Annotated in this window: 13 protein-coding genes; 5 read left to right on the top strand and 8 right to left on the bottom strand. The window is 65.1% G+C overall.

From position 1 onward, the window contains the following. Positions 1–40 precede the first annotated feature (40 nt). Positions 41–901 (bottom strand): site-specific integrase, encoded by an 861-nt coding sequence (locus IT184_02615; protein MCC7007687.1) that lies wholly within the window; start codon positions 899–901, stop codon positions 41–43. 353 nt (positions 902–1,254) lie between these two features. On the opposite strand from IT184_02615, the gene IT184_02610 reads away from it, so the two are divergent. Further along, positions 1,255–1,782 (top strand): hypothetical protein, encoded by a 528-nt coding sequence (locus IT184_02610; GenBank protein MCC7007686.1) that lies wholly within the window; start codon positions 1,255–1,257, stop codon positions 1,780–1,782. A 7-nt stretch (positions 1,783–1,789) separates the two neighbouring features. After that, entirely contained in the window at positions 1,790–2,392 is a 603-nt protein-coding gene (locus tag IT184_02605; GenBank protein MCC7007685.1) for a GNAT family N-acetyltransferase, read from the top strand. A 14-nt stretch (positions 2,393–2,406) separates the two neighbouring features. On the opposite strand, the gene IT184_02600 is transcribed toward IT184_02605, so the two are convergent. The 4 genes from IT184_02600 to IT184_02585 form a co-directional block, all read right to left on the bottom strand. Then, entirely contained in the window at positions 2,407–3,246 is an 840-nt protein-coding gene (locus IT184_02600) for a phosphotransferase (GenBank protein MCC7007684.1), read from the bottom strand. Positions 3,247–3,699: 453 nt separating this feature from the next. Continuing rightward, positions 3,700–3,990 (bottom strand): hypothetical protein, encoded by a 291-nt coding sequence (locus IT184_02595; GenBank protein MCC7007683.1) that lies wholly within the window; start codon positions 3,988–3,990, stop codon positions 3,700–3,702. 327 nt (positions 3,991–4,317) lie between these two features. Next, the gene (locus IT184_02590) at positions 4,318–6,900 is read right to left on the bottom strand and encodes an ABC transporter permease (protein ID MCC7007682.1); all 2,583 of its coding nucleotides are present in this window, start codon (positions 6,898–6,900) and stop codon (positions 4,318–4,320) included. A gap of 39 nt (positions 6,901–6,939) precedes the next feature. Beyond that, positions 6,940–7,275, bottom strand: coding sequence for a PadR family transcriptional regulator (locus IT184_02585; protein ID MCC7007681.1), 336 nt, complete (start codon positions 7,273–7,275; stop codon positions 6,940–6,942). Between the two features lie 344 nt (positions 7,276–7,619). Between IT184_02585 and IT184_02580 the strand changes: the two genes are divergently transcribed. The 3 genes from IT184_02580 to IT184_02570 all read left to right on the top strand — a co-directional run bounded on the left by IT184_02580 (position 7,620) and on the right by IT184_02570 (position 11,114). Next, positions 7,620–9,071, top strand: a complete 1,452-nt coding sequence (locus IT184_02580) for a hypothetical protein (protein ID MCC7007680.1) — start codon at positions 7,620–7,622, stop codon at positions 9,069–9,071. 91 nt (positions 9,072–9,162) lie between these two features. Further along, positions 9,163–10,275: a GNAT family N-acetyltransferase gene (locus tag IT184_02575; protein MCC7007679.1), complete on the top strand. Its 1,113-nt coding sequence runs from the start codon at positions 9,163–9,165 to the stop codon at positions 10,273–10,275. A gap of 239 nt (positions 10,276–10,514) precedes the next feature. Beyond that, positions 10,515–11,114, top strand: coding sequence for a hypothetical protein (locus tag IT184_02570; protein MCC7007678.1), 600 nt, complete (start codon positions 10,515–10,517; stop codon positions 11,112–11,114). 129 nt (positions 11,115–11,243) lie between these two features. Here IT184_02570 and IT184_02565 read toward each other — a convergent pair whose 3' ends face one another. The 3 genes from IT184_02565 to IT184_02555 all read right to left on the bottom strand — a co-directional run bounded on the left by IT184_02565 (position 11,244) and on the right by IT184_02555 (position 14,942). Then, the gene (locus IT184_02565; protein ID MCC7007677.1) at positions 11,244–11,684 is read right to left on the bottom strand and encodes a hypothetical protein; all 441 of its coding nucleotides are present in this window, start codon (positions 11,682–11,684) and stop codon (positions 11,244–11,246) included. Positions 11,685–11,796: 112 nt separating this feature from the next. Then, positions 11,797–14,373: an ABC transporter permease gene (locus IT184_02560; GenBank protein MCC7007676.1), complete on the bottom strand. Its 2,577-nt coding sequence runs from the start codon at positions 14,371–14,373 to the stop codon at positions 11,797–11,799. Beyond that, positions 14,370–14,942, bottom strand: a complete 573-nt coding sequence (locus IT184_02555) for a D-alanyl-D-alanine carboxypeptidase family protein (protein ID MCC7007675.1) — start codon at positions 14,940–14,942, stop codon at positions 14,370–14,372. The genes IT184_02560 and IT184_02555 overlap by 4 nt, the downstream gene beginning before the upstream one ends. Positions 14,943–14,992: the final 50 nt, after the last annotated feature.

Raw genomic sequence — 14,992 nt, 5'->3', positions numbered from 1 at the left:
TCGAACCTGACGCAGCGTGAGGGTCAAGGGGGCTCAAAGTCTATAGGTCATGGCGAGGCCTCACTGAAAGCCCCCGGCTCCGACTGCCCGCCCGAAGAGTCGTAATCTTGGCCGTCGATCGCGCTGGCGAAGGTCCAGCCACCCACGCATCGAGACGAGCAGCCGCTTCCCGCTGCATCGCTTCATCGACGATGGCGTAGCGCCGATAGATCGATTCGGTTTTGTGGCCGACGATCGACATGGCGACTGAGCGAGGCACGCCTGCCCGCTCGAAGGTCCGCACGGCCGACCGACGCATGTCGTGAATCAGCTTGCCCGGACAGCCGGCGTCCTTGCAGGCATTCTTCCATGCCGTGCGGAAGGTCAGGATCTGTTCGCCGTCCCGATGGAAGACGAACGGCACGACCTTGTCGGCCTTCTTCAGGGTCTCGTGAATCGCGAGTTGATCCTTGAGGATCTTCTCGATGTCGGTTGTGAACGGAAACGACCGGCCCTCACCGTTTTTCGTCGTGCCGGGATCCAGCCGGACACAGCGGCCGACCCAATCGACGTTCCGCCATTCGAGCGGCAGCACCTCGGATGCGGTGCGCCAGCCCGTTGCGTAGGCGAACTTGACGATGGGCCGAAGCGGTTCCGGTAGTGCTGCACAGATGGCCGTGACCTGGTCGGCTTCCAGAAACCCGCGTCGGGTGTTGTTCTCGCGGAGCATCGGGACGTGCGGACACTGGATTAGCCGGCCAGCCCGCACCGCCAATCGGAAGGCTCGACGCAGGGCGGCGAGTTCGCGGTTGATCTCGGCGTTCGAGGCTGCCCGCTTCGTCACCTTGCCGTCGTCGTCCTTCTCCTCGCGCTGCCGTTCGGCAACGAAGGCGCGCATCTCGGCGGTCGTGATCGAGATCATGCGTCGACGTTCCCCAAAGTAGGGTAACAGGTGCAATGTGACCTTGCGCTGAACTTCATCCAGCGTTCGCCGGCCGTTCACCTTGTGATCGGAGCGCAGCTACGTGCTGCTCACGGGTCGCCGCACGACTAAGCCAGAATTGCAGGCCTGCACCAAGGACGACCCCAAGAAGTGGAAGAACGGCAATGGCCCAAGTCGGCACCTCGATAGTCTACGAGGATTGCCGCCGATGCACGCGAACTGTCGCTACTGCGGGCGGGCAGAGGACCAAGGTCAGCCCTGGGAACATGTGGTGTTGCCGAGGAGACGTTTTAGGAATTTACCAGTTCAGAGAGTCCCGCTAGACTCAAGTCGTGTTGTTCCACCTGAGCGAGACACCGGGTATCGAGAGATTCGAGCCGCGTGCGGCGGAAGCCATCCCCAGTCCAGTAGTGTGGGCCATTGATGCCGCTCGCGTGCGCAACTATCTGGTTCCTCGCGAGTGCCCCCGCGTGACCTACTACGCCGGGCCTGAAACGACAGCCGCCGACGTCGAGCGATTTCTTGGGTCAAGCGCGGCTGTCCTCGCCATCGAATGGATTTGGTTCGACCGCCTGCGCTCGTCCCGGCTGTATTGCTATCACTTGCCGCCGGAGACATTTGAGTGCATCGACGAGTGCGCCGGCTATTTTGTAGGCCGCGTGCCAGTCGAGCCTGCGCGGGTCGATGTGTTCGATGACCTCCTCGCCGAATTACGGCAGCGTGGAGTAGAACTACGGGTCGCGTCGAAGTTGTGGTCGCTTCGTGACGCTGTTGTTGCCTCTAGCTTGCAGTTCTCTGTCATTCGTATGCGCAATGCTTTGCCAAGAGATCAGTCTCGGGAACCCTCACTAGTTGAATAACATCGGAATGGAGATCACTGTCGCTGAAGCCCCAATGGCCGTCGTTGAGGCGCTACTCAGTGTTCCGATCGCCTTCAGAGTCGATCGGGTGTATGACGTAACGAAACAGGATGCCTCTGGCCCGTTCATCCTGTCTGAGCGTCTGATCGATTCGCCCTACATCAAAGACTACGACGCTATCAGTGGCGAAGGACCCAGCCAATGGTCCAGACACTTCGAGCTTTCGAACTGGGGCCTGATTCAGGCACACGCGAAGGGCACGCTCGTGGGCGGGGCGGTCATTGCGTATGACACCCCGAACGTCACGATGCTTGAGGGCCGGACTGATCTCGCGGTGCTTTGGGATATTCGGGTTTCACCCCAGTTCCGAGGGCAAGGAGTGGGATCCGCGCTCTTCGAAGCAGCGGAGAAATGGGCATCATCTCGCGGCTGTCGCCAACTCAAAATCGAAACACAGAACATCAATGTGCCCGCGTGCAGATTCTATGCACGTCAGGGCTGCGTGCTTGGGGCGGCACACCGATCGGCATATTCCCAATTTCCAGACGAGATGCAATTGCTCTGGCATAAGGATCTGTCGGTAGCGGTAATCCCCAACCCTCGTTCTTAGCCGTCAACATGGCCTTACAGCATTGAACGGATTGCACTCGCAAGCGAGATCCAACCCGCTCCTGCGCTGAAAGCGCCGTCGTCCTCCAACTCCCAAATGGCCGCGAGAACGGCCTGAGCGAACGTCCATGCGAGAATACGCCGCCTGTCCAGACGCAACACGCGTTCGAAGCAATCGACCCGCTCCAGAATTCTGGCAGGTGTCGCAAAGAGCTCGGGTTGCTCACACGGGTTCCGCAGCGAAGCTCCCACTTCATACGCAAGTTCGCCCACGACACCCTTTGGATCGATCGCTAGCCATCCCCGCTCCGCGTCCAGAAGGACGTGTTGATGGTGAAGGTCGCCATGAAGCAGCCGAGTGGCCTGCTGCGACGCACACATCTCCATGTAGGGTCTGTGCGCGGCCTCAACGAGCGACCTGGGAATCGCCGGAGTCCCATTGCGCAGATGCCGCTCGAAGCCTTTCCCCCACAATTCAACGGTGGGCACGGTGCTCGGTGGTGGACCTGGAGACATCCGGTCAATTACATCCCCTATGATCGCGGTCGCTTCGGCGTCAGGAATTGTCCCGTTCGCGAGGGGCTTCCCAGGCAGCAGTCGTTCCAGCAGCACCGCTCCATCAATATGCTCCAGCGCCTGAACTACACCCCGACTTGCGAAGGCGTCAACTACTCGTCCCGATAGCCACTCATCACCTGGGCCTTTGACGACTTTCGGCACGACTGGTTGCTCGTCGCGACGGCCGAAGGCGATGATGGAACTCGGTGTGTGGCTAACGCTTTCGACACGAATACGCCACACGAGGACTCGTTCAGCGAAGCGCGATTGCAGTTCGCTCGAGTTGACCTGGTTCATCCACGTAGGCTGGACGCCTAGGCCAAGTCTATCGAAGATACTGCGGTTCAATCGCGGGCACTACAGCCACCAGGACTGAGCCCGATGTGATCCCGAGCTGATCCCATCGGCTGCGGTTTGGTGCGGATCTTTGCGGCTGTTTGCGGATACGATCGATAGCCAGCAAACGCCTGCCAGACAAGGCGTTCGCGCGAGTTCTCGAACGATTTCGCGTGATCCCGGAGCGAGCGTCGATACGGCTTAAAATCCTGAGGCCCGCAAGGGCCGTGTGGGTTCGATCCCCACCCCCGGCACCAGCAACTGCCCGTACTCGGACTCGATGGCTTCCGCTGCGGTCGACCCGATGCGGTTCCACGATCAGGTCAAAGACGTGCTCAGGACTGGCGAGTTCCTTCTGCGAACCGATGGGATCAGTCCGGGTGCCGCCAGTGACCCCAGTGGCAAGTCCCTCTTCTACATACTGCCGAGCACGCTTGGGGTCAGTCGGCTTGTGGATCCGCGCGAGGCCGGCATACGACGCAGCGCGAAACAGCGAGGCAAGACCGTCCGGTTCTGGTTCCGTGGGGCCAGAATCGCTTCGTGGAGGCAGCCGGCGTCGAAACGGCGCAACCGAGCATTGAGCCCGCCCGACATCAGTAGCGCCCAGCGGTGGGCGGGATGCTCGGCAGACATGTCGCTGTCCACCTCCAGCGCATACGCGCTTGTCTCCGAATCCGTCAGCGATGCAGCGATGAGATGCGCCACGACATCGTGAGGTCCTGGACCCGGAGCGTGAAATCGCTGAGGATGCCGACCGGCCAGCCGACCGGCGGGAAGGTGCTTGCGAGCCGTTAGGAACCTAGAATGGCTCCTGTGGCGGGGTGCGCTTCTGGGGGTGCACACGACCGGGGGAATGCTCACAGCAGACCGGCGTGCATACGCGGTGCGATGCCCGGCCGGAATCGGGAACGTCACCATTGCGGCGGGCGCAGCGGCTAGACGGCTTCCCGCGAAGGGCTGCATCGGGCTGGGCGTTCGTTGCGCCCTAACGCCAACCACGCGTTCAGGAGAGTAATCGGCGCTCGGTGGGCACTAATCGTGTCGAAGGGCCGTCAAGGGATCTATCGTCGCTGCGCGGATCGCTGGTACGACCATCGCTAGGGTCCCTGCACACGCGAGAACCGTGACTACCGCACCATACGTCGCCGCATCCCACGGACTCGTCTGGTACAGAAAGCCTGTGACCACGCCGCCACCGGCGAGTGCAGCCCCAACGCCGAACAGGAGTCCTGCACCCACGAGTCGCGCGCCTTGCACGAGGACGAGACGCACGATGTCCCCGGATGATGCGCCGACCGCCCGACGCACGGCAAGCTCGCGCGTCCGCTGTCCCACGAGGTAGGCCAGCACGCTGAAGACGCCCACGGAGGCGAGCAACAGCCCCAGACCGCCGAACGCACTGACGAGCAGTGTCCGAAACCGCGGATACGCCAAGTTCGCGCCCAACGATTCGCGCAGCGCCTCGGTTCGCACGGGAATACTCGGATCGACCTCTTGGAGTAGCAACAGCAATCCACGGGCCGTCACACCCTCATCAGCGGCGGTTCTCGCAAGAATCGTCAATGATCCACCGACGCCTTGGCTCGATGCGTTGTAGTACTCGGGCTGGGCAGGCGAGCTCGGGTCTCGCCACCGAGTGTCGGCCGCGACACCGACAATCTCGAGCCACGGACCATTGACGTTGGAGCTGATGCGCCGGCCTATGGCGGATTCGTCGCGAAATGCCGCTCGTGCAAGCGCCTCGTTGACGATGACCACGCGGGGTGTGGCAGCGGTGTCGGCGTCATTGAAGTCGCGTCCTGCGCGCAGCGGAATGTCGAGGGTGTTGTAGTACTCGGTCGAGATCGATGACGAGAACGCCCACAACCGTTCGCCGGGTGAACCTGAGGGCCGGCCTTCGACGAACAACTCGCCTGGTGGACTGTCCTCGGGGGCCAGCGGTTGCCGCGAAACACCTGCCGCTGCCACGACGCCCGGGAGCGCGCGAACGCGCGGTAACAAGTCGCGGTAGAACGCCGTCCGAACCGGACGCGTGCGCGTCTCGTCGAGCGCATACTGCGTGTACGCGGAAACCACGCCGTCAATCGTGAAACCGAGGTCTTGTGCGTTGAGCTTCTGAAAGGAGCGTACGAGCAAGCCCGCGCCGGCGAGCAACAGAACGGAGAGGGCAACCTCTACGACGACTAGCACGGAGCGTAGCCAGGTGCCAGAACCCGATACGGCACCTTTTGCTCCACTAGATTTGAGCGTCTCTGTCACATCGAGTTTCGATGCCTTCAGTGCCGGTGCGACGCTGAAGACCGTCACGGCCGCTGCTGACGTGGCGAGCGCGAAGAGGAGCACCGTGCCGTCGATCCGCACTTCGTCCAGGCGAGGCAACTCGATGGGGGCCCACGCGATCAGACCGTGCACGAGCACGTACGCCAAGAGGACGCCAGCGGCTGTCGCGGCTCCGGCCAACACGCTGCTCTCGGTCAGGAGTTGTCGGACGATTTGGGTGCGGCCGGCGCCGAGCGCGGCACGGAGCGCGAACTCGCGTGCGCGGGTCGCCGAGCGAGCGAGCAGCAGGTTCGCGATGTTGGCGCAGCCAATCAGCAGGATTAGCGTCACGGCTGCCATGAGCATCCACAACGTCCGCTGAACGTTGCCCGTCAGCTTCTCCTGGAGCGGCACGACCGCGACGTTCTTGAAGCGGTTCTCTGCATGTTCCGCCGCCAAGCGGTCAGCCACCACACGCAGTGCTGCCTGCGCCGAGGTCACGTTGAGGTCCGCCCTGAGCCGGCCGACGGCGACGTAGGACGCCGCGCTGCGGTCTGTTCTATTCGTCGGGCTCGCGGGTATCCAGATGTTGGTGGCGTCAGGGTACTGAAAGCCACGCGCGGCCACGCCAACGATCTCGACGGGGGCGCGGTAGAGTAGGAACGTCTCACCAATGGCATCGCTGGCGCTGCCGAAGTGCGTCGTCGCCCATTCGTATCCGACGACGACGGGCAAGAGCGCGTTTCGCGGGCGAACGCCGAAAGCATCCTGCGATGACAACAGCCGCCCCGCCGCAGGAGGAAGGTTGAACACGCCGAAGAAGTCGGCAGACACGTGACGAAGGTTGCCGAATCCGCCGCGCGCATTGACGGTCGTCGACATGTCGTCCTCGCCGCTCGCGTGAGCGAGTAGGTCAAAGACTCCGCGCTCGGCTTGCCAGTCCAGGAAGTCGGGGCCAGAGACCTCAGGTCTCCGCTCCCCGGTGTTGGTCCACACGGTTTCCATCGCGACGAGGCGGTCGGCCTGAGGGTAGGCGAGCGGCTCGAGCAGCACGGCGTGAACGACTGAGAAAAGGGCCGTGTTCACGCCGATCCCGAGGGTGAGAATGATGCCGGCGCCGAGCGTGAACCCCCGGCTCTTGCGAAGGCTGCGGACCGCTTGGCGTACGTCGCGCGTAAGTGCGTCGACCGAGCGCCACGTCCATGTATCTCGGACGCGCTCCTGCGCCTGGGCAACGCCCCCGAGCTCGATAGCGGCACGGCGCCTCGCGTCGTTGGCATCCATGCCGCTGCTCACGAGCTCCGCGGCGCGGCGTTCAATGTGGTAGGCCAGTTCGCGATCCAACTCGACTTCCATCTGCCGTCGCCTTGGCCCAATCGGATAGCGACGCATGGCCTACCGTCCTTCGGTGAAAATCAGGTCAACTGCCCCTGTTAGACGCTGCCAACTCGCTCTTTCCACCGCAAGTTGCTTTCGTCCGGCGCGGGTCAGCGCGTAGAACTTCGCCGCCCGGCCGGTTTCCGACGGGCGCCACTCCGACTCGAGCCAGCGGCGTTGCTCGAGCCGATGCAGAGCAGGGTAGAGCGAGCCCTGATTCACCTGAATCGTGTCGCGAGAGATCTGCTGCAACCGCTGGGCGATCGCATAGCCGTGCGCCGGGTCGAGGGACAGAATCTGCAGGATCAGCATGTCGAGCGTGCCTTGGGGAATTGGGAACCGTGCCGGTGGCATGAATATGGTCTCAACCTTCGACACATAAACCTAGACCTTCGACATAACGATGTCAATCGGCTTCTGTAGAGTCGCTCCTGGTTGGAGGCCGACGACTGATCCGCTGAACGCCGAGGGCCTAGAAGTCATCTCATGAACGGCCCGTGCGGTCTGTCGTACCGGACGGGCATGGATCTGACCGACAAGCAGTGGACCGTCCTGAGCCGGTCTCGCGGCCCCGGCGACCGGTGCGTCTCCCGGGGAACGACCCGCTTGACCGGGAGGCTCACCTACGCGGTATCCTCTGCGCGGCCAGGCGCACCTGGCGGATTCGTCGGTTCTTCCGTCTTCCCTGGAGGTCCTTCATGCCGGCGCGTCTCGCTCGCCTGCTGCCCGCTGCGGTCTTCGCGATCCTGTCTGTCGCCACCCCAGCGCTCGCGCAGAACTACGATCTCGACGCGCGAAACGTCGGCATGGGCGCGATCGGCAGCACCAGAAACATCGCCGACGAACACATCGGCGAGCGCCGGAGCTATCGGCGCATCGGGCTGCCGTTCGGTTTGCTGTTTCAGGTGCTGCAGAACAAGGACGTCTTCTTCTACGACAGCGATCGTCCGCGCAACTTCGATTTCCTCCGGTCGCTGGAATACGCGCGCAATCCGTTTCATTTCACGCTCGAGCGCGATCGGAGTCACACGGCCAAGAGCCTCGTCGACGACATCATCGACAAGCAGTTGACGAGAGACCTCAGGGTCTACCGTCCGTTCGCCCCGGCCGAGAAGTATCTCGCCGAGGGTGTGGGTGCGCCCAACTGGGGCATCACGCTGAAGAGCCGCAAGAACAAGGACAAGACGCTGAAACCGGAGGAGCGCGATCGCGATGGCTATCAAGGCGTCTACGTCGGCGCGGGTCCGTATCTCACGGTGACAACCGACACACGCGTGGATCAGGAACTCTCCGGCCTGCTCGGCGATCCCGGCGCGCCGCTCCTTCCGAACACGTCGATGCCGATTGCTCACCTCACGCAGGGGCAGGCGGCCATCGCTGCGATCGTGGGCTATCGCCTCTACATTCCACACCAGACCACCGGCCCGCGCCGTGAGGGGATCTACGTCTATGCGAACTACAGCACGCTGTTCGGCCTGTTTCTCGGCCGCGTGGATTCGACGATTCGCTTCGACACGGATCAGACGGGTCTGCTCGCGTTGAATCCGCCTGCGCCGGTAGTGGACGTGAACTTCGTGACGGCGAGAAAAGGCCGCGGGCGCGTGCTCGACCTTGGCGTGGCCGCGACCATCGACCGGTGGGACTTCGGCATCGGGGTCAACGGCATCGCCAATCGAATCGACTGGGAGGATTTCGAAGCGCATCGCACGCAACTCGCGAATTATTTCGACGGCAGCGAGATGGAGGAAGTGGACCCGCCGGTGGTGATCGAACCGGTACGGGTGAAGGTGCCGCTCAACATCTCGACGAACCTCTCCTACACGGCGGACAAATGGTCGGTGTCCACTGAGTACTCGCGCCGCTTCGACGGCAACAACGTACAGAACGGCTTCGAGTATCGAACCACGCGGCTCGAGTACCGCGCCGGGCTTCGCTATGCGCGCGACCGCTGGCACCCGGCCGGCGGCATCGGCTGGAACGTCTCGGATCGCATCGGCGTCGACGCGGCCCTCCTCAGCACGAGCACGAACGTCGAGCGGATCCGGACGATGGCGTTCGTGTTCTCGATCCGCCTCAACAAGAAGCCGAAGCCCGGCGAGCAGTTCGGGGACTACGGCGTCCCGGGTCTCACGCCTCCGGCCGCGCCATAGCGCCCGGGCGTTGCCGATCGACTCGAAGAGGCGGTGCGTCCCGCACGTCTGCGCGATGAGAAGTACCTGACCGTGGAGTTTCGGAATCGGATTGAAGCCAAGGTCGGGATCGAGCAGTGGCGGCTCCACCATCCTTCTCCTGCGAGACTCTCAGAGTTCATCGACGACGGCTCACATTGGGCGATCGAGCGGAAGGGCGAATCCGGCTCCAAGCCCGAATGGCTCCGGCGAGGCGGAGCGAATGGACATCAGACCTGGCGACTTCGACGACGATCGCGTGAAGGCGCTGCTCAGGCGCCATCTCGAAGACATGCACGCTAACTCTCCCGCCGGCCATGTGTTCGCGCTCGACTGGTCTGGCTTGCAGATGCAGGACATCACCTTCTACGCAATGTGGGAGGGCGAAGAGTTGTTGGGTGTCGGCGCGCTCAAGGAGCTCGACGCGAGAGCCGGGGAGATCAAATCCATGCGCACGGCCAACGCCCATCTGAGAAGAGGCGTGGCGAGCAGGATCCTCGAGCACATCATCGCTGAGGCCGGCAGACGCGGCTATGCGCGGCTGTCGTTGGAAACGGGTTCGGGGGCTTCGTTCGAGCCGGCGCTGGCGCTGTATCGCAAGCGCGGCTTCGTCAACGGAAGCGCCTTCGGCGATTACGAGCCGAGCGAGTTCAATCAGTTCCTGCACCTTGACCTGGGATCGGCGCCGGCGATCCCGCGCATTCGACGCGCCGTCGCCGACGATGCGCCGGGTATCGTCGCCGTGCTCGAGGCGGTCGCCTCAGAGCGGGTTCACTCGGCCATCGACCGCGTGTGGACCGTCGAAGAGGAACGACGCTACCTCGATTCGCTCTCGCCTCGAGAGACGATTCATGTCGCCGTCGACGAGACGGGACACATCGTCGGCCTTCAAATCCTCGATCGATGGTCATCGTCGCTCAGCTCGATGGCCCATGTAGGCCAAGTGGGCACGTTTCTTCTGCAGCCGTGGCGCAGGCGCGGCGTCGGCCGTCTCCTGTGGAACGCGACGCGGGCGTTCGCCCGTGACTCGGGATACAGCAAGCTCGTGATCCAGGTTCGAGCCTCCAATGCCGCCGCCCGCGCCTTTTACGAGACCCTCGGATTCCGCGAAGGTGGACGGCTGACACGACAGGTGATCATCGATGGTGTCGAAGACGATGAGCTCCTGATGGAGTTGTTCGTCTAACGCTCGCCGATCGCTCTTCGCTGGCCGTGCGCGCCGCGCGCACGACGCGCGCACGCATGGCTTCCTCGACGGTCGCACCTGACTTGCGATCGCCGCGCGCCACGCATACCCGACACGAGGTCATCACTACGGCCGGCGGCCGCGGTCTTGGAGAAGCGGATGGTCACATCGGGCGTGCCGAAGGAGGCATGAGCCGGGATTGCCGCCGTTTGCGCATGACACGATGAGACGAGGGCATCATGGCCGCGAGAGGGGCAGGGAGCATATGGCGCGTCGGCGGGCTGGTCTCGCTGGCGCTCGGGCTGGTGACCCATGCAGCGACGGCGCAGGATCGAACAGGCACGCCCTCGGGCGCGTTAGACCGTCGGCTGAGCCTTGAAGCCGCCGCCGGACCGCAGATCTCGTACGTCGGCAGCACGGTCTCGGCCGCGCTCGGCTTCGCGCCCACTCGCAGGCTCAGCCTGCTCGTCACCGTGGAGCGGTCGCACGTCCGGGACGAGATCGAGCAACTCGAAGACGGATACGCCTTCGAGCGGGGCGGGACGGAGACGTTCGTCAGCGCCGAACTGCGCTACGCGTTTCTGGCAGAGAGGCGCGTCTCTCCTTATGTCGTCGGCGGTGCCGGCCGTGGCGTCTCGCGGCCGACCGTGAACGAGTTCTTCCCCGACGCCAACGAGCGGAACATCCAGGTGATCTACTACGGCGCGGGCGTGCGCGTGCCGCTGGCCCCGCGTATCGACGCCTTCGTCGACGCCCGGTTCATCATGGCGCTCGAGGCCGTATCGGACTACTTCGGCGTACGCTTTCCCGTACGCGGCGGCATCGCCTGGCGCTTCTGATGCTCGTCTGGTCCATCGCTGGCGCGATCGTGCTTGGACATCAGATCAGAGTCAGATCGAGGACCGTCATGACCCTGTGCGCCTTCCCCTTCGTAGCTCCTCGACGCGCGATGGCAGCCCCCTGACGCCCTAGCCGCCGAAGCCGCGTTCGTATCTCTCGTAGACCATCTTGGTAATGGTCGGGACTTCACCCCTGCCCGCTGGCGTCGCTACATCGACCACGAGATAGCCATCTTCGAGCGAGAACGTGCGCGTCTCTTCACCGGCGCCTGTCGTGGCGGTCACCACGAGGTTGTTGCCAGCCCATACCGCTTTGGCGATCTGGTCGGTTCGCGCGTTGCCACCTCCCGGCATCACGTTCTGGCTGACCGCGCTCCCGAGCTTGCAGGTGAGCTTCACGCCGCCCCGGTACTCGAAGGCGATCGCGCTGGCGCTTTGGATGACGGTCAGGTCCACCCCGGGCTCGCCTTGACCGCGCGCGACCATCAGCTTCCACTCGCCCGCGAAGTTGGGCTTCGCCTGCGCGGCCACACCAACCGCCATCAGGACAACGGCCGCCACGCTCAGCACTGCTGTCATACGTCGCATGAATTGACACTCCTTATGAAGTCGGTCAGCCCGAAGCTGACAGACACTCCTCGGCCGCCCGTGCTCGATTGGCCGCGGCCACGTTCGTCGACGGTTACTCGGCGCGCAACGCCGCCCACGGGTCGATCCGCGTGGCGCGGCGCGCGGGTAGCCATGCCGCCATCAGCCCGACCGCCAGGAGCAGCAGCGTAACGGCCACGAACACGAGCGGGTCGGTGGGCGTCACGCCGAACAGGAACGTCCGTAGCACGCGCGTGACGCCGGCGGCGCCCGCGAGGCCGACGACGAGGCCGGCGACGACGATGTGGAGCGCGCGCGTGAGCACGAGGCGGAGCACGTCGCGGCGCGTGGCGCCGAGCGCCATGCGTACGCCGATCTCGCGGCGGCGCTGCGTCACCGTGTAGGCCATCAACCCGTAGAGGCCGCAGGTGGCGATCAGCGTCGCGGCCGTGGCGAACAGCCCGAGTAGCAACGTCCGGAAACGAGGCGCCGCCACCGACGCCGCCACCGCTTCGTCCATCGTCGTCATGCCCGCGATCGGCAGGTCGGGCGCGGCACGGCGGATTTCCGCGCGGATGCCTTCGACGACGCTGGCGGGTGTGACGGTGCGCGCGACGAACGACACGAAGCGCAGCAGGAACGGCGCCGCGCGCTCCTGCTGGAACGGCGCGTAGATCATGGGCTTCAGGTCCTCATCGAGCCCCTGCTGCCGGATGTCGGCGACCACGCCGACCACCGTCAGCCACTCGCCGTCAGCGTCGAAGATCCCGACGCGCACGCGCTGGCCAAGCGCCGTGGCGGGGCCACCGGGGAAGTACTCGCGCGCGATGCGCTCGCTGATGATCACGACCTTCGGCGCGTCCGCCGTGTCCCTGGGGCTGAATTCGCGTCCCGCCAGCAGCGGGATTCCCATGGTCGTGAAGTAGCCCGCCTCGATCTTCGGCGTGCCCGCCGCGAGCGTCGGCTTCGGCTGTCCCTCGATTTCGAAGGCGCCCTGGATGAACATCCGCCCGAACGGCGCGGAGTTGATCACGCTCGCGGACTTCACACCCGGCAGGTATCGGATGCGATCGAGCACGCTGCGCGCGAACGACTGGATGCGCTCGGGCTCGGCGTAGAGACGTTCCGGCAGGGCCACCCTGACGACCTGCACGACGCCGTCGCGTCCGTCCGCAACGAAGCCGGGCGACACCGACGTGAGACGCACGAAGCTGTGAATCAGCAGGCCCGCGCCGATCAGCAGCACGAGCGTCATGGCGATCTGCCCGGCGACCAGCAGCGTCCGCAGACGGTCCCCTTGATGGTCGCTCGTCGTGCGCGTCTCGCCGGCATGCAGCGCGCGAGCCTCGCCGAACGCGGCGCTGCTGACCCGGAGCGCCGGCAGCAGGCCGATCACGAGCGTCGAGACGAGCGACAGGCCAAGACAGAACGCCATCACGCGAGCGTCGATCACGATGCCGCCAACGCGCGGCAGCACGGATTGCGGCACGAGCGGCAGCGTGACGGCGATGGCGATCGTGGCGAGCAACACGCCGAGCACTGCGCCCGCGAGCGACAACACGGCCGCTTCGGTGAGCAACTGGCGCACGATCCGGCCACGGCCCGCGCCGAGGGCCATGCGGATGGACAGCTCGCCGCGGCGCGCGGTGAGACGTGCCATCTGCAGGTTCGCGACGTTGACGCAGGCAATCAGCAGCACGAACGACACCGCCCCGACCAGCATCAGCAGCAGCGTGCGCACCGGCTCGGTGCCGTACTCCTGCAGGCCGACCGTGCGGGCGAGCGTGCGGGCGCCCGCCACGAACGCGCCGGCTTGCGACATCGCGCCGGCGGGCACGATCGACGACCCGTTCACGAGCGCCGTCAGCTCGGCTTCCACGCGTGGCCGCGTCACGCCTGGCTTCATGCGACCCAGCAAGAAGAGAAACGCACTCTGGCCGGTGTCGCCGGCCCACCGGTTGGACAGAAAGATATCGACCTCCGGCAGCGCGCCCGGCCGGATCACCGGCCTGAAGCTGAAATCTGGCGGCAGCACGCCGACGACGGTGCGCGGGACGCCGTCCACGGCGATCGACTGTCCGAGGATCGCCGGATCGGCTCCGAGCGAGGTGCGCCACAGCCGGTCGCTGACGATGGCGCTCCGATCGTCCTCGGGCGCGGCGGCGCCGGCGAGGAACGCGCGGCCGCGCGCGGGCTGGACGCCGAGCATGGCAAAGAAGTTCGGGCTCACGTGAAGCCCCGGCACCTGCAGCGGCTCGCCGCGTCCGGTGAGCTCGGCATCGATCGGGTTGTACGCCGCGAGATCGTCCAGGGCGGAGACGCGGGGGCGAAGCCCCTCGAACGTCACAGGTGCCCAGGTCTGGAAGGTCTTGATGCCCACCGGCGTCTGTTGCGCCGACGAGACCACGACGAGCCGATCGGGATCGTCATACGGCAGCGGACGCCAGAGCACGCCGTACGCGACGGAGAAGATGGCGGTGTTGAGGCCGATGCCGAGCGCGAGCGTGGCGAGCGCGGTGAGGGTGAACGCCGGATCGCGCCGCATCAACCGCAACGCGTGACGGGCGTCCTGCGCGAACGTGTCGATCGTCGCGAAGAGGCGGAGCGGTGGTCCAGTAGGGGTGCCGACGGCTGCACGGCTCGTGCGCGCCGGCGTCGTTCGACCGGTCATTGTTGCATCCTTGGGTCGTGGCTGGGATCCGCGTACATCGGTGGGCACCCGTGGGCGATGGCGTCCTTGTGCAGTTCGTAGTGCCACGGTTCGTTGCGGTAGACCCGGCAGAGTCCGTGCTCGACGCCGTGCGCCGCGAGCCATACCGCGGCGTGGGACGGCCCGAGATCGACCGCGTGTCCCGACACATGAGACGACGTGGCCGCGGTGGCGACCCAGCGCGCGGCTCGTTCTGCCGAGCCGTACGTCGAGACCGCCTCTCGAAGGAGCTGTTGCTGGTAACCCGGCGAGCGCCAGCCGCCATTGACAACGATCTCGATCCCGTCGCGGGCAGCATCCGCCGCCGCGTGACGGAGCGCTGCCAGCAGGTCTGGATCGAGGTGGGTCACGGCGGGCAGCGCGTCATCGAAGGGTGTCGCGCCGCGAGGCACGGCGCCATCTGCCTCGCCAAGCGCCATCGGTGGACCGCTGACGACGCCGACGAACGTCAGGCTCAGGGCGACCAGCGCCGCGAGCGCGATCGATCGGGGCCGCCGGGCTGCGGTTCGCGCTGGCTCGGTGTGCGCCATACCGGTAGTCTGGACGGCATGGCGTTGCCAGCGCGTATGCGGTTTTCGAT

Source organism: Acidobacteriota bacterium, from assembly GCA_020853395.1.
Taxonomy (GTDB): domain Bacteria; phylum Acidobacteriota; class Vicinamibacteria; order Vicinamibacterales; family SCN-69-37; genus JADYYY01.
Note: the sequence above shows the minus strand (reverse complement) of the source record. Positions and strands in the feature narration are given on the sequence as shown.

Bases quoted from the DNA above. Each gene is read 5' to 3' on its own strand.
- IT184_02605 (MCC7007685.1), top strand. From the start codon at position 1,790: ATGGAGATCACTGTCGCTGAAGCCCCAATGGCCGTCGTTGAGGCGCTA.
- IT184_02590 (MCC7007682.1), bottom strand. From the start codon at position 6,900: ATGGAAGTCGAGTTGGATCGCGAACTGGCCTACCACATTGAACGCCGC.
- IT184_02600 (MCC7007684.1), bottom strand. From the start codon at position 3,246: ATGAACCAGGTCAACTCGAGCGAACTGCAATCGCGCTTCGCTGAACGA.
- IT184_02615 (MCC7007687.1), bottom strand. From the start codon at position 901: ATGATCTCGATCACGACCGCCGAGATGCGCGCCTTCGTTGCCGAACGG.
- IT184_02555 (MCC7007675.1), bottom strand. From the start codon at position 14,942: ATGGCGCACACCGAGCCAGCGCGAACCGCAGCCCGGCGGCCCCGATCG.
- IT184_02580 (MCC7007680.1), top strand. From the start codon at position 7,620: ATGCCGGCGCGTCTCGCTCGCCTGCTGCCCGCTGCGGTCTTCGCGATC.
- IT184_02560 (MCC7007676.1), bottom strand. From the start codon at position 14,373: ATGACCGGTCGAACGACGCCGGCGCGCACGAGCCGTGCAGCCGTCGGC.
- IT184_02570 (MCC7007678.1), top strand. From the start codon at position 10,515: ATGGCCGCGAGAGGGGCAGGGAGCATATGGCGCGTCGGCGGGCTGGTC.
- IT184_02585 (MCC7007681.1), bottom strand. From the start codon at position 7,275: ATGCCACCGGCACGGTTCCCAATTCCCCAAGGCACGCTCGACATGCTG.